This is a genomic window from Streptomyces sp. NPDC006602 (assembly GCF_042870385.1).
Classification (GTDB): Bacteria; Actinomycetota; Actinomycetes; order Streptomycetales; family Streptomycetaceae; genus Streptomyces.
Genome location: NZ_JBIAHG010000007.1, coordinates 54,783 through 77,602 on the forward strand (window position 1 = coordinate 54,783; position 22,820 = coordinate 77,602).

General features: G+C 71.0%; 20 protein-coding genes and 1 pseudogene. 16 read left to right on the forward strand and 5 right to left on the reverse strand.

The window, feature by feature from the left end; all coding sequences use genetic code 11:
- Positions 1 to 56: 56 nt before the first annotated feature.
- Together ACFYO2_RS20090 and ACFYO2_RS20095 are read right to left on the reverse strand one after the other, a co-directional pair.
- Positions 57 to 836 (reverse strand): alpha/beta fold hydrolase, encoded by a 780-nt coding sequence (locus tag ACFYO2_RS20090; protein WP_388350538.1) that lies wholly within the window; start codon positions 834 to 836, stop codon positions 57 to 59.
- A 37-nt stretch (positions 837 to 873) separates the two neighbouring features.
- On the reverse strand, positions 874 to 1,197 hold the full coding sequence (locus tag ACFYO2_RS20095; protein WP_388350541.1) for a DUF427 domain-containing protein: 324 nt from the start codon (positions 1,195 to 1,197) through the stop codon (positions 874 to 876).
- 50 nt (positions 1,198 to 1,247) lie between these two features.
- Between ACFYO2_RS20095 and ACFYO2_RS20100 the strand changes: the two genes are divergently transcribed.
- From ACFYO2_RS20100 to gatB, 9 genes are all read left to right on the forward strand, one after another.
- The gene (locus tag ACFYO2_RS20100) at positions 1,248 to 1,787 is read left to right on the forward strand and encodes a TIGR00730 family Rossman fold protein (RefSeq protein ID WP_388350544.1); all 540 of its coding nucleotides are present in this window, start codon (positions 1,248 to 1,250) and stop codon (positions 1,785 to 1,787) included.
- An 18-nt stretch (positions 1,788 to 1,805) separates the two neighbouring features.
- Positions 1,806 to 2,504, forward strand: coding sequence for an SDR family oxidoreductase (locus tag ACFYO2_RS20105; RefSeq protein WP_388350546.1), 699 nt, complete (start codon positions 1,806 to 1,808; stop codon positions 2,502 to 2,504).
- Positions 2,505 to 2,734: 230 nt separating this feature from the next.
- On the forward strand, positions 2,735 to 3,736 hold the full coding sequence (locus tag ACFYO2_RS20110; RefSeq protein ID WP_388350549.1) for a methionine synthase: 1,002 nt from the start codon (positions 2,735 to 2,737) through the stop codon (positions 3,734 to 3,736).
- Positions 3,737 to 3,751: 15 nt separating this feature from the next.
- Entirely contained in the window at positions 3,752 to 5,944 is a 2,193-nt protein-coding gene (gene ligA / locus ACFYO2_RS20115; protein WP_388350551.1) for an NAD-dependent DNA ligase LigA, read from the forward strand.
- Positions 5,945 to 6,223: 279 nt separating this feature from the next.
- Positions 6,224 to 8,479: a putative bifunctional diguanylate cyclase/phosphodiesterase gene (locus tag ACFYO2_RS20120; RefSeq protein ID WP_388350553.1), complete on the forward strand. Its 2,256-nt coding sequence runs from the start codon at positions 6,224 to 6,226 to the stop codon at positions 8,477 to 8,479.
- A gap of 206 nt (positions 8,480 to 8,685) precedes the next feature.
- Positions 8,686 to 8,982: an Asp-tRNA(Asn)/Glu-tRNA(Gln) amidotransferase subunit GatC gene (gene gatC / locus ACFYO2_RS20125; protein WP_067164579.1), complete on the forward strand. Its 297-nt coding sequence runs from the start codon at positions 8,686 to 8,688 to the stop codon at positions 8,980 to 8,982.
- A gap of 5 nt (positions 8,983 to 8,987) precedes the next feature.
- The gene (gene gatA, locus ACFYO2_RS20130) at positions 8,988 to 10,490 is read left to right on the forward strand and encodes an Asp-tRNA(Asn)/Glu-tRNA(Gln) amidotransferase subunit GatA (protein ID WP_388350556.1); all 1,503 of its coding nucleotides are present in this window, start codon (positions 8,988 to 8,990) and stop codon (positions 10,488 to 10,490) included.
- The gene (locus tag ACFYO2_RS20135) at positions 10,487 to 10,726 is read left to right on the forward strand and encodes a hypothetical protein (RefSeq protein ID WP_053747884.1); all 240 of its coding nucleotides are present in this window, start codon (positions 10,487 to 10,489) and stop codon (positions 10,724 to 10,726) included. Before gatA ends, ACFYO2_RS20135 begins: the two co-directional genes overlap by 4 nt.
- A gap of 15 nt (positions 10,727 to 10,741) precedes the next feature.
- Positions 10,742 to 12,256 (forward strand): Asp-tRNA(Asn)/Glu-tRNA(Gln) amidotransferase subunit GatB, encoded by a 1,515-nt coding sequence (gene gatB, locus ACFYO2_RS20140; protein ID WP_388350559.1) that lies wholly within the window; start codon positions 10,742 to 10,744, stop codon positions 12,254 to 12,256.
- A 161-nt stretch (positions 12,257 to 12,417) separates the two neighbouring features.
- Here the strand turns inward: gatB and ACFYO2_RS20145 are convergent.
- Positions 12,418 to 12,570, reverse strand: a pseudogene (locus ACFYO2_RS20145) (SAM-dependent methyltransferase); the annotation flags it as partial.
- Between the two features lie 120 nt (positions 12,571 to 12,690).
- Here ACFYO2_RS20145 and ACFYO2_RS20150 point away from each other — a divergent pair.
- The 7 genes from ACFYO2_RS20150 (at position 12,691) to ACFYO2_RS20180 (ending at position 20,380) form a co-directional block, all read left to right on the forward strand.
- Positions 12,691 to 12,984, forward strand: a complete 294-nt coding sequence (locus ACFYO2_RS20150) for a hypothetical protein (RefSeq protein ID WP_388350562.1) — start codon at positions 12,691 to 12,693, stop codon at positions 12,982 to 12,984.
- A 212-nt stretch (positions 12,985 to 13,196) separates the two neighbouring features.
- Complete coding sequence (locus tag ACFYO2_RS20155) at positions 13,197 to 15,479, forward strand: MMPL family transporter (RefSeq protein WP_388350565.1); 2,283 nt, start codon at positions 13,197 to 13,199, stop codon at positions 15,477 to 15,479.
- Positions 15,457 to 16,032: a GNAT family N-acetyltransferase gene (locus ACFYO2_RS20160; protein WP_388350568.1), complete on the forward strand. Its 576-nt coding sequence runs from the start codon at positions 15,457 to 15,459 to the stop codon at positions 16,030 to 16,032. Before ACFYO2_RS20155 ends, ACFYO2_RS20160 begins: the two co-directional genes overlap by 23 nt.
- Positions 16,033 to 16,067: 35 nt before the next feature.
- Positions 16,068 to 16,649: a hypothetical protein gene (locus ACFYO2_RS20165; RefSeq protein ID WP_388350571.1), complete on the forward strand. Its 582-nt coding sequence runs from the start codon at positions 16,068 to 16,070 to the stop codon at positions 16,647 to 16,649.
- A 205-nt stretch (positions 16,650 to 16,854) separates the two neighbouring features.
- Positions 16,855 to 17,040 carry a hypothetical protein gene (locus ACFYO2_RS20170; protein WP_388350574.1) on the forward strand — a complete coding sequence of 62 codons (186 nt, stop codon included), beginning with the start codon at positions 16,855 to 16,857 and terminating at the stop codon, positions 17,038 to 17,040.
- A gap of 62 nt (positions 17,041 to 17,102) precedes the next feature.
- A complete protein-coding gene (locus ACFYO2_RS20175; RefSeq protein WP_388350576.1) occupies positions 17,103 to 20,150 on the forward strand; it encodes an AAA family ATPase in 3,048 nt (1,015 codons plus the stop codon).
- A 38-nt stretch (positions 20,151 to 20,188) separates the two neighbouring features.
- Positions 20,189 to 20,380, forward strand: coding sequence for a DUF6191 domain-containing protein (locus tag ACFYO2_RS20180; RefSeq protein WP_388350579.1), 192 nt, complete (start codon positions 20,189 to 20,191; stop codon positions 20,378 to 20,380).
- Between the two features lie 3 nt (positions 20,381 to 20,383).
- Here the strand turns inward: ACFYO2_RS20180 and ACFYO2_RS20185 are convergent, their stop codons facing one another.
- Complete coding sequence (locus tag ACFYO2_RS20185; protein ID WP_388350582.1) at positions 20,384 to 21,556, reverse strand: PQQ-dependent sugar dehydrogenase; 1,173 nt, start codon at positions 21,554 to 21,556, stop codon at positions 20,384 to 20,386.
- A 215-nt stretch (positions 21,557 to 21,771) separates the two neighbouring features.
- Positions 21,772 to 22,770 carry an aldo/keto reductase gene (locus ACFYO2_RS20190; protein WP_388350583.1) on the reverse strand — a complete coding sequence of 333 codons (999 nt, stop codon included), beginning with the start codon at positions 22,768 to 22,770 and terminating at the stop codon, positions 21,772 to 21,774.
- Positions 22,771 to 22,820: the final 50 nt, after the last annotated feature.

Below are 22,820 nucleotides of genomic sequence, written 5' to 3' on the forward strand. Positions count from 1 at the left end.
CCCACCGGGGCTCACCGAGTCCACCGGGGCCCACAGGGCGGACGGGCCCACCGGGCTCACCGGAGGAAGGACTCCGCCAGCACGGGTGCGAGGGCGTTCGGGTCCACCATGTGGGTCTGCCCCTCCAGCGCCCGGTACGTTCCCTCCGGCGCCGCCTCCGCGACCGCCTGCGCCGCTTCACGCAGCCACGCGGGACTCGCGCCGCCGGCGACGGCCAGAACGGGGACGCTGATCGAGGCCAACAGGGCGCGCGGGACGCGGCCGTCGCCCATCACGGCGTCGTCGTACGCCAGGCTCGGCGCGAGGGCCTCCATGCCGGCCCACATGGGCGACTGGCGGGCACCCTGGATCATTTGCTCGGCCAGCCCGGTGAGCCGCAGGAAGAGTTCGACGGCGTCCCCGCGCCGGCCCTGCGCGAGCGCCTCGGTCAGCCCCCGGGTGTACTCGGCGCGCTCTTCCACCCCGCCCTCGTCAACGGCGAAGGGCGTCTCGTACACCGCCACCCGACGCACCGGCAGCCCGCTCGCCGCCGCGTGCAGCACGAGCGCGCCGCCCGAGGAGATGCCGTACAGCGAGGCCTCGCCGCCGACCGCACCGATCAGCGCCGCGAGGTCCTCGACCTCACGGTCCACCGCGTACGGGGCCGTGTCGCCGCTCTCGCCGCGACCCCGGCGGTCGTAGGAAACCACCGTGAACCGGTCGGACAGAGGCACGGCCAGCGGCGCCACCGTCGCTCCCGTCGACATGGCCCCGCTGACGAGGATGACCGCGGGGCCCGCACCGGTGCTCTCGTACGCGATGGAGGTGCCGTCGCGCGAAGTCGTCTTCTTGTCCATGCCTGAGAAGACTGCCGGACGACACCGAACTAATCGGTCACGACACTTCCACTTCGTAGAAGCAGAGGTGGTCCTTGATGTCGGCGACATCCGGCTTCGGGTCGGGGTACGCCCAGACCAGGTCGGCCGCGTCCGGCAGCGACCAGTAGGACGCGGTGCCCTTGAACGGGCAGTACGTGTGGGTCTCGGAGGGCGTCAGCAGGTCGAGCCGTACGTCCTCCGGAGGGATGTAGTACCGCACCGGACAGCCCGTCTCCCGCAGGAGGAGGGGTCGTTCGGTCTCCGCCAGCACCTGGTCGTCGTGGACGACCCGTACGCGCCGGGTGCCCTGCTCGATGGTGATCGTGTGTCCTTCGGCCATACCGGAACAGCGCTCGCGGGCCGCTGGTTCTTCCCGGCTACGGTGGCTTCATGCGAATCTGCGTCTTCCTCTCCGCCGCCGACCTCGACGAGCGATACACCCGCCCCGCAAGGGAGTTCGCGAAGCTGATCGGCAAGGGCGGGCACACGCTGGTGTGGGGCGGCTCCGACGTCGGGCTGATGAAGGTGGTCGCCGACGGTGTGCAGGAGGCGGGCGGTCGACTGCTGGGCGTCACCGTGGAGTTCCTGGCGGCCAAGGCGCGTCAGGGAGCCGACGAGATGCTCGTGACGCGCGACCTGGCCGAGCGCAAGAAGCTCCTCCTGGAGAAGGCCGACGCGGTCGTCATCATGGTGGGCGGCACCGGCACGCTCGACGAGGCGACCGAGATCCTGGAACTGAAGAAGCACGGCCACACCGACAAGCCGGTGGTGCTCCTCAACACCGCGGGCTTCTACGACGGCCTCAAGGAACAGTTCCGCCGCATGGAGGACGAGGGCTTCCTGCCGCGCCCGCTGACCGACCTGGTGTTCTTCGCGGAGGAGCCGGTAGGAGCGCTGGCCCACCTGGAGGAGAGCCAGGGCGTCGAATGAGGTGGGCCTGATGCGAGCATGGCGGACATGGCTACTCATGTGATCACCGGAGCCGGATCCGGCATCGGCGCGGCGGTGGCCCGCCGTCTGCACGCGCGCGGGGACGTTCTGATCCTGCACGCGCGCGACGCGGGCCGCGCGAAGGAGCTGGCGGCGGAGTTCCCCGGCGCGAAGACGCTGGTGGGCGACCTGGCGGACCCCGACAAGCTGTCCTGGGCCTTCTCGCACCAGTCGCTTCCCGACCGCGTGGACTCCCTGCTCCAGATCGCCGGGGTCGTCGACCTGGGCCCGGTGGGCGAGCTGACCCCCAAGTCGTGGCGCCATCAGCTCAACGTCAACCTCATCGCCCCCGCCGAGCTGACCCGCCACTTCCTGCCCCAACTCCGCGCCGCCCGCGGGCACGTGGTGTTCGTGAATTCCGGCGCCGGCCTGAACGCCCACGCCGACTGGTCCGCGTACGCGGCGTCGAAGCACGGCCTGAAGGCCCTGGCGGATTCGCTGCGCCACGAGGAGCACGCGAACGGTGTCCGCGTCACCTCGGTGTATCCCGGCCGCACCGCCAGCCCCATGCAGGCCAAGGTCCACCAGCAGGAGGGCAAGGACTACGACCCGTCGCAGTGGATCGACCCGGAGTCGGTCGCGACGACGATCCTGCTGGCGATCGACCTCCCCAGGGACGCGGAAATCAACGACCTGACGGTCCGCCCGGGCCGGTGAGGGTTGCGGTCCCTGGGGGCTCCGCCCCCAGACCCACGGGCCTTCGCCCACGCACCGCCCGACTCGGTCGCTACTCAGCCCGTCCGGCGTTTGAGGACGAGGCCCGTTCCGGGCCGAAGCGGGGGTCTGGGGGCGCAGCCCCCAGGGACGGGACGGGAAGGGGCGGCGGGGCGAGAAACCGGGACCGCACCGGAGCACCCGCCCTGGACCACCTACGTAGGCTTTCCCACGTGAACGCACACTTCAGCTTCGCCCCGGCCACCGGCATCGGCTCCCTCCCCGGAGGCGACGCCAGGGAGGCCGCCAAAACCGCCACCGGATCCTTCGACGACTTCCCGTTCCTGCCCGAGCTCCCCGCCCGCGGCCCCGGCGCGGACATGATCGGCCGGACCGCCGGAATGCTCGTCGAGATGTACGCGCGCGTGGAGCCCAGTGGCTGGCGGCTCGGCGACCACCCGGGACGGGACACCAAGCGAGCCCGGTCGTGGCTCGTCCAAGACCTCGACGCACTGGAGGAGTTCACCCAGGGCTACGAGGGACAGGTGAAGGTGCAGGCCGTCGGCCCCTGGACCCTGGCCGCCGCCCTCGAGCTGAGGAACGGCGAGGCCGTCCTCTCCGACCCCGGCGCCTACCGCGACCTCGCGGGCTCGCTCAACGAGGGCCTGCGGGAGCATCTCGCGGACGTGCGACGCCGCGTGCCCGGCGCCCAGATCGTGCTGCAGCTCGACGAACCTTCCCTCGTCGCCGTACTGCGCGGCCAGGTGAGGACGGCCAGCGGCTACCGCACCTACCGCACCCCCGACCGCCAGGTCGTCGAGGCCACGCTCCGGGACGTCATCGGGGTTCACGGCGGCGGCCCGGTCGTGGTCCACTCGTGCGCACCGGACGTCCCGTTCGCCCTGCTGCGCCGGGCCGGTGCGGCGGCGGTCTCCTTCGACTTCTCGCTCCTCACCGAGCGTGACGACGACACGATCGGTGAGGCGGTGGAGGGCGGCACCCGGCTCTTCGCCGGTGTCGTGCCGGGCACGGACGGCACGTTGTCAGACCCTGCCGGTAGCGTCATGGGTGTCAGGACGTTGTGGCGCAGGCTGGGGCTGCATCCGGGGCTTCTCACGGAGGCGGTCACCGTCACGCCGTCGTGCGGACTCGCGGGGGCGTCCCCCGCGTATGCGCGCGAGGCCCTCGCCCACTGCGTCCGGGCGGCGAGATCCCTCGCAGACAACCCAGAGTAACGGGAGGACAACACGGTGGCCGGCGAAAAGCAAGCGGAGACGACGGTGCCCGCCGAGGCACGGGAGAAGCACGCGCAGCTCGCTGAGCAGATCGAGGAGCACCGCTTCCGGTACTACGTGAAGGACGCTCCGGTCGTCAGCGACGCGGAGTTCGACAAGCTCCTGCGCACCCTGGAGGCGCTGGAGGAGGAGCACCCGGAGCTGCGCACGCCGGACTCGCCGACGCAGAAGGTCGCGGGCGCGTACGAGACGGAGTTCACGGCGGTCCAGCACCGCTCCCGCATGCTCTCGCTCGACAACGCCTTCAGCGACGAGGAGCTCGCCGCCTGGGCCGAGCGCGTCGCAAAGGACGTCGGCGCCCCCGACTACCACCTCCTGTGCGAGCTCAAGGTCGACGGGCTCGCCGTCAACCTGACGTATGAGCACGGCCGGCTCACGCGCGCGGCGACCCGCGGCGACGGCCGCACCGGCGAGGACATCACGCCCAACGTCCGTACGATCTCCGAGATCCCGGAGCGTCTGAAGGGCGACCGCGTTCCGGACCTCGTGGAGATCCGCGGCGAGGTCTACTTCCCGATGGAGAAGTTCGAGGAGCTCAACGCCCGCCTGGTCGAGGCCGGCGACAAGCCGTTCGCCAACCCGCGCAACGCGGCGGCCGGTTCACTGCGCCAGAAGGACCCCCGCGTCACCGCCACCCGCCCCCTCCACATGGTCGTGCACGGCATCGGCGCGCTGGAGGGCTTCGGCGGCATGACCCGTCTCTCCCAGGGCTACGACCTCTTGAAGACCTGGGGTCTGCCCACCTCCCGGCACAACAAGGTGGTCGACGACCTCGACGGCGTACGGCAGTTCATCGAGTACTACGGCGAGAACCGGCACTCCGTGGAGCACGAGATCGACGGAGTCGTCGTCAAGCTCGACGAGATCCCGCTGCAGGGACGGCTGGGCTCCACCTCGCGCGCTCCGCGCTGGGCGATCGCATACAAGTACGCGCCGGAAGAGGTGAACACCAAGCTCATCAACATCCGCGTGGGCGTGGGCCGTACGGGCCGCATCACGCCCTACGCACAGGTCGAACCGGTCACGGTCGCGGGCTCCGAGGTCGAGTTCGCGACCCTGCACAACCAGGACGTCGTCAAGGCCAAGGGCGTCCTCATCGGGGACACGGTGGTGCTGCGCAAGGCCGGTGACGTCATCCCGGAAATCCTCGGCCCGGTCGTCGACCTGCGGGACGGCAGTGAGCGCGAGTTCGTGATGCCGAGCGAGTGCCCCGAGTGCGGTACGGCGCTGCGGCCGATGAAGGAGGGCGACGTGGATCTGCGTTGCCCGAACGCCCGTACCTGCCCCGCCCAGTTGCGCGAACGTCTGTTCTACCTCGCAGGCCGCAAGTCGCTGGACATCGAGCACTTCGGTTACGTCGCCGCTGCCGCCCTCACCAAGCCGCTGGAGCCCGCGGAACCGCCGCTGACGGACGAGGGCGACCTGTTCGACCTCACCATCGAGCAGCTGCTGCCCATCAAGGCGTACGTCCTCGACCAGGACAGCGGCCTGCCCAAGCGCGATCCGAAGACCGGCGAGGAGAAGGTCGCCACCGTCTTCGCCAACCAGCAGGGCGAGCCGAAGAAGAACGCGCTCGCCATGCTGGAGAACATCGCGACCGCGAAGCAGCGTCCGCTCGCCCGCATCCTCACCGGCCTGTCGATCCGTCATGTCGGGCCGGTCGCCGCCGAGGCGCTGGCCCGCGAGTTCCGCTCCGTCGATCGCATCGAGCAGGCCTCCGAGGAGGAGCTCGCGGGCACCGACGGCGTCGGCCCGATCATCGCCAAATCACTCAAAGAGTGGTTTTCCGAGGAGTGGCACCAGGAGATCCTCCGCAAGTGGAAGGCCGCCGGCGTCCGGATGGAGGAGGAGGGCTCGGGCGAGGACGAGGGCCCGCGTCCGCTGGAAGGGCTCACTCTCGTCGTGACCGGCACACTCGAGCGCTTCACCCGGGACGGCGCCAAGGAGGCGTTGCAAAGTCGTGGCGCGAAAGTGACCGGTTCTGTTTCGAAGAAGACGTCTTTCGTCGTTGTGGGTGACAATCCAGGTTCGAAGTACGACAAGGCGATGCAGCTCAAGGTGCCCGTTCTGAACGAGGACGGTTTCGACGTCCTGCTGGAACAGGGCCCGGAGGCGGCGGCCGAAGTCGCGCTTCCGGCTCAGGAGTAGCGAGGAGTAGCGGTTGAAGGCCACCCGATCGGCGCATACCAGATGCATACGGGTGGCCGGGGCGCATTCGGGCAACCGTCGACGACCGGTGCCCGTGGAAGCCTTCTGCGGCCTACTGTTGAGATGTGCGCCTGCCGTGCCCAGTTGCGGTCGGGGCATCCCTTTGCTCTTGAAGAGTCTTCAGGAGCGGCGGGAAGGGTTTTCCAACGCGGCACCGCCGAGGGTGGTCGAGGCGGGGGCCGCGTGGCGTGGGCACCGCCGGCTGTGAGAGGGACGGGAATGGAACCGAGCGAGAGCGCCGCCCCGGACTCACGGCTGCGCCTGCGCCGGATGGTCGGCGCATGGCGGGAGATCCGACGGGTCTGGCGGCCCGCGGAGCGTCCGGGCGCGGAGGGGCGTGCCGCCGGACACTACCCGGCCGGACCCTACACGCAGACCGACGGGGAGGGTGCCACGCAGCACACCGGCGAACGCACGTCCGGACTGCGGGACACCGAGGCGGAGCGGCATCTGTCCTGGCCCACGCTGCCCACGGCGGTCGTCGCGGTGGCCGGGTTCGTCCTGGGCGCCGGCTTCTACCGGGCCTTCACCGACGGCCACGCGCTCTTCCCGTCCGGCACCGTCGGCTGGTCGCTGGCCGTGCTGACCGGCATCATCGTCGGCCACCTGGTCGCGCTCGGCCGCGCCCGCTGGTGGGGCGGCACCGGCTCCGGCGCCGCCCTCACCCTCGCCGTCCTGCTGCTGTACGGCTGGGTGCCCGCCGGAATGGTCAGCCTCACCGTCGTCCTGCTGGTCGGCGTGGCCCGCCGCGGCCGCTGGCGCCAGGGCGTCCTGCACGGCGCGGTGGACATCCTCGGCATCGGCGCCGGAGCCTTGCTGCTGGGCGCGTTCGGCCGGGTGCCGTCCGTCGAGCACCCCTGGGACCCCGAGACCTGGACGTTCTACACCGGCCCCGAGGTGGCGCTCGTCGCCGTCGCCTACCTCACCGTCACCCGCACCCTGGGCTGGTATCTGCACGCCCCCCGCTCCGGCGGACTGCCCACCGTCGCGCGCACCGCCCTGGCCAGACAGGGCCTGGTCGCGGTCGCGCTGCTCGGCATAGCACCCCTGGTCTGCGTGGTCGCCACCGCCAAGCCCATCCTGCTGCCGATGTTCGCCATCCCCCTCATCGCCCTCGACTCCACCCTCTGGATAGCCCGGGCCCGGGCGGAGGAACAGCTGCGCGATCCGCTGACCGGGCTTCCCAACCGCCAGTGGCTGCTGGAGCGCATCTGGACGGCCCTGGACGACGCCGAGCGCATCGGCGCCCGCTCCGCGCTCATGCTGATCGACCTGGACCGCTTCCGGTCGGTCAACGACACGCTGGGGCACCTCGCCGGTGACCGGCTGCTGCTCCAGATAGCCGACCGGCTCCGGCTCGCGCTGCCGCGCGGTGCGGAGGCCGCCCGGCTCGGCGGCGACGAGTTCGCCGTCTTACTGCCGGTCGCCGACTCCACGACCTCCGCGACCAGGGTCGCCCGCGGCCTCGTCGCCGCCCTCAGCTCCCCGCTCGACCTCGACGGCCTCACCCTCGTCCTGGAGGCCAGCGCCGGAGTCGCCGTCTTCCCCGATCACGCCCTCGATGCCGAGGGGCTGCTGCGGCGGGCGGACGTGGCGATGTACCAGGCGAAGCGGGACCGTACGGGCGTCGAGGTCTACGAATCCAAGCGGGACTCCAACACCCCGGACCGGCTCGGACTGCTGGGCGATCTGCGCCGGGCCCTGGACGCGCACGAGGTCCAGCTGCACTACCAGCCCAAGGTCCGCTTCGACGGACAGGTGGCCGGGCTCGAGGCCCTGGTCCGCTGGGTGCATCCCGAGCGCGGCAAGGTCCCGCCGGACGAGTTCATCGCCATCGCCGAGTCGTCCGGCCTGATGCCCCACCTCACGGAGTACGTCCTGGACACGGCCCTCGCCCAGGTCGCCGAGTGGCGCTCCCAGGGGCTGTTCGTCCCGGTGGCGGTCAATGTCTCCCCGCGCGACGTGCACACGCCCGGGTTCGCCGGTTCGGTGGCCGCCCGGCTGGCCCGCCACGGAGTCCCCGCGGGAGCGCTCCAACTGGAGATAACGGAACACGTCCTCCTGGAGGACCCGCAGCGCGCCGCCGACACCCTCGCCGCGCTGACCGGCCACGGCGTGAAGATGTCCCTGGACGACTTCGGCACCGGCTACTCCTCGCTGGTGCACCTGCGTCGGCTCCCCGTCAGCGAGCTGAAGATCGACCGCTCCTTCGTCGCCCGGCTGGCCGTCGACACCGAGGACGCGGAGATCGTGCGCTGCACGGTCGACCTCGCGCACTCGCTGGGCCTGCTCGTCGTCGCCGAGGGCGTCGAGGACGACGAGACCTGGGAGCGGCTGCGGGACATGGGCTGTGACGCCGTACAGGGCTGGCTGGTCGCGGCCGCGATGCCGCCGGAGGAGACGACGGCGTGGCTGCGGGCGCGGGGGTCGCGGGGCTGGCAGCGGCCGCGGGCTGCGTTGCCGGCCGCGGAGTGATTTCCGGGACTTTCCCACCCGCCCACCCGTTCAGCCCGGCCGACAGGTGACCCTCCGCCGCGAGGGTTGACAAGCCATCTGCGGCCACAGGAAGTCGGCGGCAGACGGACGTGCGACGAGCGCTCGCGAAACCGTTTAACGGCCACAGCCCCCCGCCCCATAGGATTGGCCCCAAACCACACACTCTCACCCCAGAGGATCGCTGCATGCCTGGCATCACGCGCGAGGAGGTCGCCCACCTCGCCCGGCTGGCGCGTCTGGAGCTGAAGCCCGAAGAGCTCGAGCACTTCGCGGGACAGCTGGACGACATCATCGGCGCGGTCGCCCGCGTCAGTGAGGTCGCCGACCAAGACGTACCGCCGACCTCGCACCCGCTCCCGCTGACGAACGTCATGCGGGCGGACGAGGTCCGTCCGTCGCTCACCCCCGCGCAGGCGCTCTCCGGCGCCCCGGCCCAGGAGCAGCAGCGTTTCAAGGTGCCGCAGATCCTGGGGGAGGACTAACCGCCATGACGGACAACGTCACCATCATCAAGCTCACGGCCGCCGAGACCGCCGCGAAGATCGCCTCCGGCGAACTCACGGCGGTCGAGGTCACCGAGGCCCACCTGGCCCGTATCGAGGCCGTCGACGAGAAGGTGCATGCCTTCCTGCACGTCGACCGCGAGGGCGCTCTCGCCCAGGCCCGCGCCGTCGACGAGAAGCGGGCCAGGGGGGACCAGCTCGGTCCGCTGGCCGGCGTTCCTCTCGCGCTCAAGGACATCTTCACCACCGAGGGCATCCCGACGACCGTCGGCTCCAAGATCCTCGAGGGCTGGATCCCGCCGTACGACGCGACCGTCACCAAGAAGCTGAAGGCCGCCGACGTCGTCATCCTCGGCAAGACCAACATGGACGAGTTCGCCATGGGGTCCAGCACCGAGAACAGCGCGTACGGCCCGACCGGCAACCCCTGGGACCTCACCAAGATCCCCGGCGGCTCCGGCGGCGGTTCCTCCGCCGCGCTCGCCTCCTTCCAGGCGCCCCTCGCCATCGGCACCGACACCGGCGGCTCCATCCGCCAGCCGGCCGCCGTCACCGGCACGGTCGGCGTGAAGCCGACGTACGGGGCGGTCTCCCGCTACGGCATGGTCGCCTTCTCCTCCTCCCTCGACCAGGGCGGACCCTGCGCCCGTACGGTCCTGGACGCGGCCCTCCTGCACGAGGTCATCGCCGGGCACGACCCGCTGGACTCCACGTCCATCGACGCGCCAGTCCCGCCGGTCGTCGAGGCCGCCCGCAAGGGCAGCGTCGAGGGCATGCGTGTCGGTGTCGTCAAGCAGTTCCGCGGCGAGGGCTACCAGGCCGGCGTCATCCAGCGCTTCGACGAGTCCGTCGCGCTGCTGAAGGAGCTGGGCGCCGAGATCGTCGAGCTGGACTGCCCGTCCTTCGACCTCGCCCTGTCGGCGTACTACCTGATCGCGCCGTCCGAGTGTTCGTCCAACCTCGCCCGCTTCGACGGCCTGCGCTACGGCCTGCGCACCGGCGACGACGGCACGCACTCCGCCGAGGAGGTCACCTCCCTCACCCGCGAGGCGGGCTTCGGCCCCGAGGTCAAGCGCCGCATCATGCTCGGCACGTACGCCCTGTCGAGCGGCTACTACGACGCGTACTACGGCAGCGCCCAGAAGGTTCGTACGCTCATCACCCGCGACTTCGAGAAGGCCTTCGAGCAGGTCGACGTGATCGTCTCCCCGACGACGCCGACCACCGCCTTCCCGATCGGCGAGCGTGCCGACGACCCGATGGCGATGTACCTCGCGGACCTGTGCACCATCCCGACCAACCTGGCGGGCAACGCGGCCATGTCGCTGCCCTGCGGTCTCGCCCCGGAGGACAACCTCCCGGTCGGGCTGCAGATCATCGCCCCGGCGCTCAAGGACGACCGTCTGTACAAGGTCGGCGCCGCCGTCGAGGCCGCCTTCGTGGAAAGGTGGGGTCACCCGTTGATCGAGGAGGCACCGTCGCTGTGAGCGCACTGACCAAGGCCAAGGGCTTCAAGAAGTCCAAGTCCGGTACGTACCTGTCCATCGCCGGGACCGCGTTCGGCGCGATCGGTGTCGCCAAGCGGCTCAAGAAAGCCCGCGCCGACAAGGACACCCTGGTCCTGATCGACGCCACCGTGTCCGCCGTCGCCATCGTCACCGGCCTCGCCATCCTCTACCGCGAGCTGAAGCGGCTGGGCGACGACGACGTCCTGCTGGGCTGAGAGGGAAGTTTCACCGTGACCACCACGATCGACCTGGTGTCGTACGAGGACGCGCTGACGTCGTACGACCCCGTCATGGGCCTCGAGGTCCATGTCGAACTCGGCACCAAGACGAAGATGTTCTGCGGCTGTTCGACCGAGCTGGGCGCCGAGCCCAACTCGCAGACCTGCCCCACCTGCCTCGGCATGCCCGGCTCGCTCCCGGTCGTCAACGCGACCGGCGTCGAGTCCGCGATCAGGATCGGTCTCGCGCTGAACTGCGAGATCGCCGAGTGGTGCCGCTTCGCCCGGAAGAACTACTTCTATCCGGACATGCCGAAGAACTTCCAGACCTCCCAGTACGACGAGCCGATCGCCTTCAACGGCTACCTCGACGTGCAGTTGGAGGACGGCGAGACCTTCCGCGTGGAGATCGAGCGCGCCCACATGGAGGAGGACACCGGCAAGTCCATGCACGTCGGTGGCGCGACGGGCCGTATCCACGGCGCCTCGCACTCGCTGCTCGACTACAACCGCGCCGGCATCCCGCTCATCGAGATCGTCACCAAGCCGATCGAAGGCGCGGGCGAGCGCGCTCCCGAGGTGGCGAAGGCGTACGTCCGTGAGCTGCGCGAGGTCATCAAGGCGCTCGGCGTCTCCGAGGCCCGCATGGAGATGGGCCAGATGCGCTGCGACGTGAACCTGTCGCTGCGCCCGCACGGCCGCGAGAAGTTCGGCACGCGTTCCGAGACGAAGAACGTGAACTCGCTGCGGTCCGTGGAGCGCGCGGCCCGCTTCGAGATCCAGCGGCACGCGGCCGTCCTGAACAGCGGCGGCACGATCATCCAGGAGACGCGGCACTTCCACGAGGACACGGGGTCGACGACCTCGGGCCGCGTGAAGGAGGAGGCCGAGGACTACCGGTACTTCCCGGAGCCGGACCTGGTGCCGGTGGCCCCGACGCGCGAGTGGGTCGAGGAGATCCGCACGTCGCTGCCGGAACTGCCGCTGGTCCGCCGCAACCGCCTGCGCGAGGAGTGGGGCATCAGCGCCACCGAGATGCAGGCCATCCTCAATGCCGGCGCGCTGGAGTCGATCGTCGCCACGATCGAGGCCGGTGCCGACGCGGCTCCCGCCCGCAAGTGGTGGATGGGTGAACTCGCCCGCAGCGCCAACGAGTCGGGCAAGTCGCTGGAGGAGCTGGCCATCACGCCGGAGCAGGTCGCCCGGGTCGCCAAGCTGGTGGCCTCCGGCGATCTGAACGACAAGCTGGCCCGCCAGGTCATCGAAGGGGTCCTCGCGGGCGAAGGCACCCCGGACGAGGTCGTCGACAAGCGCGGTCTGAAGGTCGTCTCCGACGAGGGCGCCCTCACCACCGCCGTCGAGGAGGCCATCGCCGGCAACCCGGGCGTCGCGGACAAGATCCGCGGCGGCAAGGTGGCCGCGGCCGGCGCCCTGGTCGGCGCGGTCATGAAGGCCACGCGCGGCCAGGCGGACGCGGCCCGCGTCAAGGAGCTGATCCTTCAGAAGCTGGGCGTCAGCGAGGGCTGAGACTCACAGCAGTAACCCCTGGGGGGATGCATCGGTTGCGATGCGTCCCCCCAGGCGCGTTTTCGAAAGCGGCGTCCTATGAGCTCACATGCGGCGTCCTACGAGCCGTACGAAGCCCAGCGCGCGTCCCTCGTCCACCCCGCAGCATCTCCGCGCACTGGCGCATTCTCGTCGGGCTTGACCCACAGGTCGGCCGCGGTGACCTGGGCGTCGTACTCCCTGGCCAGGAAGACCGAGGTCAAGGCCCGGCCGCAGCCCAGGTCGAGGACGCGGGCGCTGGGACGCAGCGCGTCCAGGTCAAGGGCGGGCGCGAGCAACGCACCTGCTCAGGCCGGCGGCGAGGGGCCGCGAGAACGGGGAACCCGCGGACGCTGACAGCCGGTCGCCGGGCCCCGCATCCGATTTCCCATCCGGACGCGCTAGGCTCGCCCGCCATGAGCGGACGCGGTGATTCCGAGATACACGACGTCGGAGATCCGGCCGAGGGCGCCCGGCGGGCCCGCTGGACGGCGACCGGCACGGGGGCGCTGCTGGCGCTCGCGGGCCTTGCCGTGTCGACACTCCGCCTGACCGGTTCGGCACCCACGCTCGTCCCGGCCGCCTACGCCTTCGGCGCGGTCGTGTGCGCGCTGGCATCCGTCCTCGGGTCCCGCGGGCGCACCCGCCGGGCCCTGTGGCTGCTGATCGCCGGTGTGATGGTGATGGCGCTGGGCGACCAGTTCGACTGAGGTGACAGAGCTCCCGTTACTGTCCTGTGATCTGCCTCGCACTCTTGTGAATAAACGCACGAACGCGGCAAACGATCACTTTGGCCTGCAAGAGTGGTTCTCACATTGCTCATGCGTTCTTTGCGGGCCGTTCACATCGTGCAGTTCCAAAGATGTCTTAAGAACGACTGTTCCCGGTCAAAGATCCACATATAGCCCCCGGGAGCACGTTCGTGGCAGCCCTCGCACGCTGGTGTGTCCGACGACGCCTCGTCGTCGTTCTCCTGTGGCTCCTCGCCCTCGGCGGAGTCGGCACGGCCGCCGTCGTCGCGGGCTCCGCCTACTCGAACGACTACGAGGTTCCCGGCACCGAGTCGGGCCGCGCCACCCAGTTGCTGCGCGACGGGTTCCCGGACCTCGGTGGTGACAGCGACACCGTTGTGTGGCACACCACGTCCGGCACCGTCCGGGCCGCCGACGTCGAACAGGCCATGACCCGCACCCTGGACCGCATCGAGGCCCTGCCCGGCGTGGCCGCCGTGTCCGGCCCGTACGACGACCAGGGCGCCGCCCGGATCAGCGCCGACGGACACACGGCCTACGCCACCGTGACCTTCGACGACCCGGCCGAGAACATCGACCAGGGCGAGGCCCAGGCCGTCGTCGGCGCCGCCCAGGACGCCGAGACCGACGGGCTCCAGGTGGAACTCGGCGGCAGCGCCATCGCGCTCACCGAGTCGTCCGGCGGGCATCTCGCCGAGGTGGTCGGCGTGGCCGTCGCCGCGGTCGTCCTGTTCCTCGCCTTCGGCTCGCTCGCCGCCTCGCTGCTGCCCATCGCCACCGCACTGGTCAGCGTCGGCACCGCGTACGCCGGGATCGTGCTCCTTGGGCACGTCATGACCGTCGCCGACTTCGCGCCCATGCTCGGGATGCTGATCGGGCTCGGCGTGGGCATCGACTACGCGCTGTTCATCGTCACCAGACACCGGCGCGGGCTCAAACGCGGGCTGTCCGTCACGGAGGCGGTCACCAACGCCGTCGCCACCACCGGACGGGCGGTGGTCTTCGCTGGTGCCACCGTTTGCATCGCCCTGCTGGGGATGCTGATCCTCCGGCTCGGCTTCCTCAACGGCGTCGCGATCGCCGCCTCGCTGACCGTGGTCCTGACGGTCGCGGCCTCCGTGACCCTGCTGCCTGCCCTGCTGTCCCTCATCGGCATGCGCGCCCTCAGCCGGCGAGAGCGGCGCCACCTCGCGGAACACGGGCCCCGGCCCGAGCTGCCGACGGGGCTCGCCGCCCGCTGGTCGGCGTTCGTGGAGCGCCACCCCAAGCTGCTCGGCGCGCTCGCCCTGGCCGTGATCACCGTCCTCGCCCTGCCCACCTTCGGGCTCCACCTGGGCACCTCCGACCAGGGCAACAACCCGCAGGCGTCGACCACACGCCAGGCGTACGACCTCCTCGCTGGGGGCACCTCCCGCTCGAGCGCAGCCGAGAGTGGGGGAGGTTTCGGGCCCGGCGTGAACGGCCCGCTCACCCTCGTCACGCACGTCAAGGGAGCCGAGGACAAGCTCGCCCTCGACAACCTCGACGCCACGATCCGCACCACCGAGGGCGTCGCGTCGGTGACACCGGTGACATACGACACCGGCGGCGACACCGCGTACTTCACGATCGTCCCCGAGTCCTCGCCGCAGTCCCAGAAGACCAGCGACCTCGTCGACCGGCTGCGCACCGAGGTCCTGCCGCGCGCCGAGACCGGCACCGCACTCGACATCCAGGTCGGCGGGGTGACGGCTGGCTACGACGACTTCGCCGACGTCATCGTCGGCAAGCTGCCCGTGTTCGTCGGCGTGGTCATCGGCCTGGGCTGTCTGCTGCTTCTGCTCGCCTTCCGTTCCGTCGGCATCCCGCTGAAGGCCGCCGCGATGAATGTCGCCGCGGTCGCCGCCGCCTTCGGCGTCGTCGTCGCGATCTTCCAGTGGGGCTGGGGCAGCGAACTGCTCGGGCTCGGCCGCGCGGGTCCGATCGAGCCGTTCCTCCCCGTGATCATGGTGTCCGTGCTCTTCGGGCTCTCCATGGACTACCAGGTCTTCCTGGTCAGCCGGATGTACGAGGAGTGGCTGGAGACCGGCGACAACCGGCGGGCCGTCCGCGTCGGCCTCGCCGAGACCAGCCGGGTGATCAACTCCGCCGCGGTCATCATGATCTCCGTCTTTCTCGCCTTCGTCCTCAGCGGTGACCGGGTGATCGCCATGTTCGGCATCGCGCTCGCCGCCGCCGTCGCCCTCGACGCCTTCGTGGTCCGCACGCTGCTGGTGCCGGCCCTGATGCACCTGCTCGGTGGGGCCAACTGGTGGCTGCCGCGCTGGCTGGACCGCCGTATGCCCCGCATCAGCATCGAGCCGCCCGAGTGCCGCTCCGCCCATGAAAGGCTGGCCGCCGTGGCGGACGCCGAGATGGCGGACGTACTGGCGAAGGGGCGGGACCAAGAGGATGTACGCGATATCCCTGGGTGACGACGGAGCCGAACTGCGTCCCCTGGAGCCGTGGCACGCCGAGGAGTTCCTGGCGCATCTGGACCGGGGGCGGGGGTTCATCGGGCAGTTCATCGCCTTCGGCTCCAAGGAGACGGACGTGGAGTCCGCGCGAGCCATGCTCCAGCGGTACGCCGACATGCGCGCCGCCGACACCGCGTCCCTGCACGGCCTGTGGCTGAACGGCCAGCTCGTGGGCGGCGTGCTCTTCCTGAACTTCCGCGCGGACACCGGCAACTGCGAGGTCGGCTGCTGGCTGGAGCCCGCCGGCACCGGACGCGGTCTGGTCACCCGGGCGATGCGGGTGCTCATCGACTTCGCGATCGAGCAGCGCGGCATCCACCGCGTCGAGTGGATCGCCGCCGCGGGCAACACGCCCAGCCTGAACGTGGCCCGGCGGCTGGGGATGACCCTCGAGGGAGTGCGGCGGCAGAGCCACCCCTATGGTGGGGTGCGGCACGACCTCGAGGTGTGGTCCATTCTCGCGCCCGAGTGGCGGGACGCACGCGCGCGTACCGCTCACAGCGATCATTAAGAAACCTCTCAGACAGGATCCGTACGGTGCCGGACATGGGAACCAAGACAGCTGACGAGACCGGTGCCAAGACGGGTGCCGAGGCCACGACCGACGAGGAGAAGACGGGCGCGACCGACCTGACCAAGACCGACGCGGCGACGAAGACCGAGGCCGACGCCGAGGTCGACGCCGACACCGACGACCTGGATGAGGAGTTCGAGCCGGTCGTGGCGGAGGGTCCGACGGGCGTGGGACAGGGTGCCGGTGCCGTCGTCTCTGCCGCGCTCGGTCTCGTCTCGCTCACCGGTGGCTGGATCTCCACCGTCGCCGCCGCCCGCGAGACCCTCATCGGCCAGCTGGGGACCTCGTCCACCGCGAGCGTCGCCACGCAGGTCAAGGAGGTGTACGGCGACGCCTGGAAGACCACCGCGATGTGGGGCGGCCTGTTCGCCCTTGCCGCGCTGATCGTCGGTGCCGTGGTCCTGGTCCGGCCCGCCTTCGGGACGCCCGGCAAGCCGCAGGCCGTGTGGATCAAGTCGGTCGCCTGGGGCGGTGTCGCACTCGGCGTCATCGGCCTGCTCCTGGCCGTCCTGAAGTACACCGACGTCCTGCTGGGACTGCCGTCGGCAAGCTGACACACCACGTGACCCGAGGGGTCTTAGGAACGCCGTGAACGTCTTACGGCCCTCCTAAGGCCCCTCACGCACATCTAAGGCCCCGCCCGCCGCCGAAGATGCGGAACTCTCCCGATGTGGCCGACCCACCTGGGAGACGAAGGTTGAGACATCGCAGCAAGCGAAGCCGAAACCGACCTCTCACCAGGGACACAGGGGACACGCCATGTACGAGTACGAGATCTCCCAGCTCCGTTCCGCCGAACTGATCCGCAAGGCCGAGCAAGAGCGCCTGGCCCGTGAGGCCGTCCGCAGCCGCCGCGCCGCCCGCCGCGAGACAGCGGAGCACGCCGCCGAGGGCGAGGTGCATACCGGCCGTCCCCGCAGGCACCGGTTCCCGCGCACGGCGTGAGCGCCGGGGCGGGGGAGGGCCTCCCCGTAAAAACGGGTGCCGCTCTGTCAGACCCGCGTGCGATGCTCAGGCCCGTGGAGACCAGGTCCGTCAGTCCGGTGTTCGTCGGTCGCATCGATGAGCTGGACACGCTGAACGACGCGCTCGCCCGCGCTGCCGCGGGCGAGCCGCAGGCGTTACTGGTCGGAGGCGAGGCCGGCGTCGGCAAGACCCGCCTCGTCGAGGAGTTCGCCACCGCCGCCTGCCGACGCGGAGCCGTCGTCGCACTGGGCGGCTGCGTCGAGATCGGCGCCGACGGACTGCCGTTCGCCCCCTTCTCCACCGCCCTGCGCGCTCTGCGCCGCGAACTGCCCGACGAACTGGCCGCCGCGGCCGCCGGCCAGGAGGAGGAACTCGCCCGGCTGCTGCCCGAACTCGGCGAGGTGGCCCCCGGCCGGCACGACGAGGAGGGCATGGCCCGCCTCTTCGAACTCACCGCCCGCCTCCTGGAGCGCGTCGCCGCCGACCGCACGGTGGTCGTCGCCCTCGAGGACCTGCACTGGGCCGACGCCTCCACCCGCCACCTCCTCGCCTATCTGTTCCGCACCCTGCGCACCGGCCGCCTCGTCGTCCTCGCCACCTATCGCGCCGACGACATCCACCGCCGCCATCCGCTTCGCCCCCTGCTCGCCGAACTCGACCGGCTGCGCACGGTCCGCCGTATCGAACTCGGCCGCTTCAACCGCACAGAGGTCGGCCGTCAGATAGCCGGCATCCTTGCCCACGAACCCGACCCCGCCCAGGTCGACGACATCTTCGAACGCTCCGACGGCAATGCCTTCTTCGTCGAGGAACTCGCCGTCGCCGCCCATGAGGGCTCCTGCACCGGCCTCACCGACTCCCTGCGCGACCTCCTCCTGGTCCGCGTCGAGGGACTGCCCGAGAGCGCCCAGCGGGTGGTCCGGATCGTCGCCGAGGGCGGCTCCACCGTCGAGTACCGGCTGCTCGCCGCCGTCGCCCGGCTCGCCGAGGACGACCTCATCGAGGCGCTCAGGGCCGCCGTCAACGCCAACATCCTGCTTGCCGCACCCGACGGCGACGGCTACCGCTTCCGCCACTCCCTGGTCCGCGAGGCCGTCGCCGACGACCTGCTGCCCGGCGAACGCTCCCGCCTCAACCGCCGCTACGCCGAGGCCCTCGAGGCCGACCCCACGCTCGTCCCCGCCGGCGAACGTGTGATGCGCCTGGCCAGCTACTGGTACCACGCCCACGTCACGGCCAAGGCCCTGCCCGCGGTCCTCGACGCCTCCGTCACCGCCCGCCGCCGGCACGCCTACTCCGAACAACTGCGGCTCCTGGAACGGGCGATGGAGCTGTGGGACTCCACCCCCGAGGACGTCCGCGCCAAGCTGCGCCCCGCCGACTACACCGAGATCTATCCTCCCTGCGGCTGCGATCCGGCCACCACCCCGCTGCGCTACCTCGACCTGATGGCCGAGGCCGCGGTCGCCGGACGGCTGTGCTCGGAACGGGAACGCGCCCTGATGATCACCAAGCGTGCACTGCGGCTGCTGGAGGACGAGGACGACCCGCTGCGCGCCGCCTGGTTCTGGGTGCAGCGCTCCCGCCTCGTCCAGTCGCAGTCCCGCGGCGACGGCTGGGCCGAACTGGCCACCGCCCAGGACCTCGTACGCGGCCTGCCGCCCTCGGAGGTGCACGCCGAGGTCCTCGCCAACGTCGCCAACTGGTCCATGGTGCACGCCCCCGGCCCTGACGCCTTCACGGCCGCCGAACGCGCCGTGGAGTACGCGCGCATGGTCGGCGTCCGCGAGACCGAGATGAACGCCCGTCTCACACTCGGCGGCCTCATGGTCGAGGCCGGGGACGTCGAGGCGGGGCTCGCCGAGATGCGTGAGGTCAAACAGCGGACGGTCGAGTACGGCATCTCCACCATCGCGGGTCGCGCCTATGTGAACCTGCCCGACGCCCTCGAATCCGTCGGTCGCTCCAAGGAAGCCCTGCCGATCCTGGAGGAGGGGCTCGCCTACTCCCAGAAGTTCGGCCTGCTGGACTCCGAGGCCTGGATCTGGGGGAACTTCGCCGAAACCCTGTACTCCCTGGGTCGTTGGGACGACGCCGCCGAAGCGGGCACCAAGGCCGAACGCGTCGGCCAGAGCGCGAAGCCCCGTGGCTTCCACGCCACCCTCCGCGCCGAACTCGCCCTTGCCCGAGGGGACCTGGCCGCCGCCGCGAGCCATCTGGCCGCCGCCCGCAGGCACTTCGGCAACCACGACCGCGCACCCCAGCACGAACTGCCCCTGGTCCGTATCGCGATCGGCATCGCCGCGGGCGAGGGCCGCCTCCTGGACGCCCGCGCCGAACTCGTACGCGCCATGGACGCCGGCTTCCCGCCCGCCACCCAGCGCTACGTCTGGCGGATGCTGCTCAGCGCGGCCGCCGCGGAGGCCGACGCCCGTGGTCTGTCCGCCGCCGACCCCGGCCGCCCCGAGATCCTCGAACGCATTCGCGCGGCGGCCAAGCCCCTGCCCACCCATGTCCCCGTCTGGCAGGCCTACGAACGCTGGGTCCGCGCCGAGCTGCTGCGCGCCGAGGGCCGCACCGATCCGGCGGACTGGTCCGAGGTGGTCGCCGCCCTCGAGGGTCTGGAACGCCCCTACGACCTCGCCCGCACCCGCCACCGCCTGGCCGAGGCCCTGCTGCTGTCGGGGGAGAGCGGCGACGACCGCGACCGTGCCACGGAACTCCTCCGTCTCGCCCACGCCGTCGCCTCCCACCTCGGCGCTCGCCCGCTCGCCCACTCCGTCACACTCCTCGCCCAACGCGCCCGCCTCCCCCTGAACCGGACCCCGGAGCAGCCGCCCGCCTCCGCGGACCCGGCCGAATCCCTCGGCCTCACCGGCCGGGAACGCGACGTCCTGCGCCTGGTCTCCGCCGGCCGCACCAACCGCCAGATAGCCGAGGCACTCTTCATCTCCCCGAAGACGGCCAGCGTCCACGTCTCGAACATCCTGGCCAAGCTCGGCGTCTCCGGCCGCGGCGAGGCCGCGGCGGTGGCGCATCGGCTGGAACTGTTTCCGTCCGAAACGCCCACGATGCGGACGGCGCCCTGAGGCATACGCTGTAAGAGACACCGGCCGAGGGGGACCCCGTGTTCAACGCTTTCGAGGAACTGTTCGCCCCCGGCCGCAAACACACCCGCGACGAGCAGAACCGGCTGGAGCTCACCCGGGAGGACGTCGGCGACGGCGACCCCGGGCGCGGGCCCATAGACCTCACGTCCGGGAAGGTCGTCGTACGCCCGCCGCAGCCGGACGAGGAAGACTCCGCTGCGGAGGAATGACGGTCAGATCACCTGTATCTCCAGGATCCGGTCGTCGCCCTCCTTCGGGTCACCCCGGCCGTCCGTGTTGCTCGTGACCAGCCACAGCTTGTCGCCGCCCGCCGAGACCACGGTGCGCAGCCGGCCGTACTCGCCTTCGAGGAAGGCCTGCGGGTCCGCCGAGGCCTCCGTGCCCTTCAGGGGGATCCGCCACAGGCGCTGGCCCTTGAGGCCCGCCATCCAGAGGGAACCCTCGGCGTAGGCGACCCCGCTCGGAGAAGCGTCGTCCGTGCGCCACTGGGCTATCGGGTTGTGGAACTTGGAATCGCTCGACTTGCCCTCGGCCTCCGGCCAGCCGTAGTTGTCGCCCGGCTTGATCGCGTTCAGCTCGTCCCAGGTGTCCTGGCCGAACTCGGCGGCGAACAGACGCTGTTTGTCGTCCCAGGCCAGGCCCTGCACATTGCGGTGGCCGTACGAGTACACCGGGGAGTCCGGGAACGGGTTGCCCGGGGCCGGTTCGCCCTCCGGGGTCAGGCGCAGGATCTTGCCGCCCAGGGACTTGGTGTCCTGGGACAGGCCCCTGTCCCCGCTCTCGCCCGTGCCCGCGTACAGCATCTTGTCGGGGCCGAAGGCGATCCGGCCGCCGTTGTGGATGTAGCCCTTGGGGATGCCCTTGAAGATCGTGTCGGGCGCGCCCAGCTGCTCGCCGGACGGCTTCTGCTCGTCGTAGAGCATGCGGACGATGCGGTTGTCGGAGGCCGAGGTGAAGTACGCGTAGACCATGTGGTCCGAGGCGTAGTCCGGGGAGAGCGCGAGGCCCATGAGGCCGCCCTCGCCGGCCGGTGAGACGCCCGGGACCTCGCCCAGCTCGGTCTTCCTGCCCGTCTCCTCGTCGACCCGTGTGATCGTGCCCTCGTCGCGGGAGGAGACCAGCAGGTCGCCGGCCGGGAGCGGGGCGAGGCCCCAGGGGGTGTCCAGGCCCTCGGTGACGGTGCGGACCACCTTGACGGAGCCCTTGGCAGGAGGGGTCTGTTCGGCGGCCTGTTCGGTGGGCGACGACCTCGATGCCGTACTGCTCGGTGCGGCGCTGTCACTGCCGTCCGACGATCCCCCTCCGCCGTCGGAGGAGCAGCCGGCCGTCAGCACGAGCGCGGTCGCGGCCAACGCGGCCGACACAGCTCGACGTTGCACGATCATGGTCCCTTCGACGGAGCGGTCTCGCGGCAGGTTCTACTTGTCATACACCGCTCGCGCCTCACAGGTTCCCGATCACCGCAACCCGATGGGCGGACCGCATGCCAAGACCCCGAGCCCACACCCCGAGCCCACACCCCGAGCCCACACCCCGAGTCCACACCCCGAGCCCACACCCGAGCCAAGGCCCCGAGCCCGGGCCACGGGCCTGGGACCCTCTACTCCCAGGATCCCTGCGCCCGCGGCAGTTCCGCCACCTCCGCCAGGTCCTGTGCCGTCAGGCGCAGGGTCGCCGCCCGTGCGTTGTCCGTCACCCAGCGCTCCTGTTTGGTCCCGGGCACCGGAACCGTGTGGTGGCCCTGCGCCAGTACCCACGCCAGGGCCACCTGGGCCGGAGTGACGTCCTCGCCGTGGCGGCGGGCCACCCGGCGCAGGCCGACCACGATCGGCTGGTTGGCGGCCATCATCTCCGCGGTGAAGCGGGGGTGGCGGGCACGTACGTCGTCCGGTTCGAAACCCTCGCCGGGGGTGAGCGTGCCGGTCAGGAAACCGTTGCCGAGCGGCATCGCCGCCAGGAAGCCGATGCCGTGCGCCTCGCACCACGGCAGCAGCACCTGAGTCGCCTCCGGCGACCACACCGACAGCTCGGCCTGTACGGCGCTCACCGGGAAGACCTGCTGCACCCGCCGCAACTGCCGGATCGTGGCGTCGTACAGCCCGGCCCCGGACCGGCGGCCGCCCCGCGCGCCCATCGCGCACAGCCCCAACGACCGTACCTTTCCGGCCCGGACGAGCTCCGCCATCGCGCCCCAGGTCTCCTCGACGGGCACCTCGGGGTCCGCCCGGTGGAGCTGGTAGAGGTCGATGACGTCCGTCTGCAGGCGCCGCAGCGACGCGTCGCAGGCCCTCTTCACATAGCCGGGGCGGCCGTTGGCCACGATGTGCTGCTCGCCCACCAGCAGGCCGACCTTGGTCGACACGAAGGCGTCCTGACGCCGCTCCTTCAGCACCCGCCCCAGCAGCAGCTCGTTGGTGAACGGGCCGTACATGTCGGCGGTGTCCAGGAGCGTCGAGCCGAGGTCCAGGGCCCTGTGCACGGCCCTGACCGATTCGTCGCCGCGCTGCCGCGAACCGCTGTACGCCCAGCTCATCGGCATGCAGCCGAGTCCGACGGCACCCACCGTGAGCGCCGCCGCGCCGATCGTCCTGCGCTCCACCTGCTCGTGACCCTCCCTGTCCTGGTCCCCCAACCTAACCTCTGCGGTCG

What these genes read in the sequence shown, in the direction of transcription:
- gatA (WP_388350556.1), top strand. Translation starts at nt 8,988, where the DNA reads ATGACGGACAACGTCACCATCATCAAGCTCACGGCCGCCGAGACCGCC.
- ACFYO2_RS20095 (WP_388350541.1), bottom strand. Translation starts at nt 1,197, where the DNA reads ATGGCCGAAGGACACACGATCACCATCGAGCAGGGCACCCGGCGCGTA.
- ACFYO2_RS20170 (WP_388350574.1), top strand. Translation starts at nt 16,855, where the DNA reads ATGTACGAGTACGAGATCTCCCAGCTCCGTTCCGCCGAACTGATCCGC.
- ACFYO2_RS20185 (WP_388350582.1), bottom strand. Translation starts at nt 21,556, where the DNA reads ATGATCGTGCAACGTCGAGCTGTGTCGGCCGCGTTGGCCGCGACCGCG.
- ACFYO2_RS20160 (WP_388350568.1), top strand. Translation starts at nt 15,457, where the DNA reads ATGTACGCGATATCCCTGGGTGACGACGGAGCCGAACTGCGTCCCCTG.
- ACFYO2_RS20165 (WP_388350571.1), top strand. Translation starts at nt 16,068, where the DNA reads ATGGGAACCAAGACAGCTGACGAGACCGGTGCCAAGACGGGTGCCGAG.
- ACFYO2_RS20120 (WP_388350553.1), top strand. Translation starts at nt 6,224, where the DNA reads ATGGAACCGAGCGAGAGCGCCGCCCCGGACTCACGGCTGCGCCTGCGC.
- ACFYO2_RS20100 (WP_388350544.1), top strand. Translation starts at nt 1,248, where the DNA reads ATGCGAATCTGCGTCTTCCTCTCCGCCGCCGACCTCGACGAGCGATAC.
- ACFYO2_RS20175 (WP_388350576.1), top strand. Translation starts at nt 17,103, where the DNA reads ATGCTCAGGCCCGTGGAGACCAGGTCCGTCAGTCCGGTGTTCGTCGGT.
- ACFYO2_RS20105 (WP_388350546.1), top strand. Translation starts at nt 1,806, where the DNA reads ATGGCGGACATGGCTACTCATGTGATCACCGGAGCCGGATCCGGCATC.
- ACFYO2_RS20150 (WP_388350562.1), top strand. Translation starts at nt 12,691, where the DNA reads ATGAGCGGACGCGGTGATTCCGAGATACACGACGTCGGAGATCCGGCC.
- gatC (WP_067164579.1), top strand. Translation starts at nt 8,686, where the DNA reads ATGCCTGGCATCACGCGCGAGGAGGTCGCCCACCTCGCCCGGCTGGCG.
- ACFYO2_RS20090 (WP_388350538.1), bottom strand. Translation starts at nt 836, where the DNA reads ATGGACAAGAAGACGACTTCGCGCGACGGCACCTCCATCGCGTACGAG.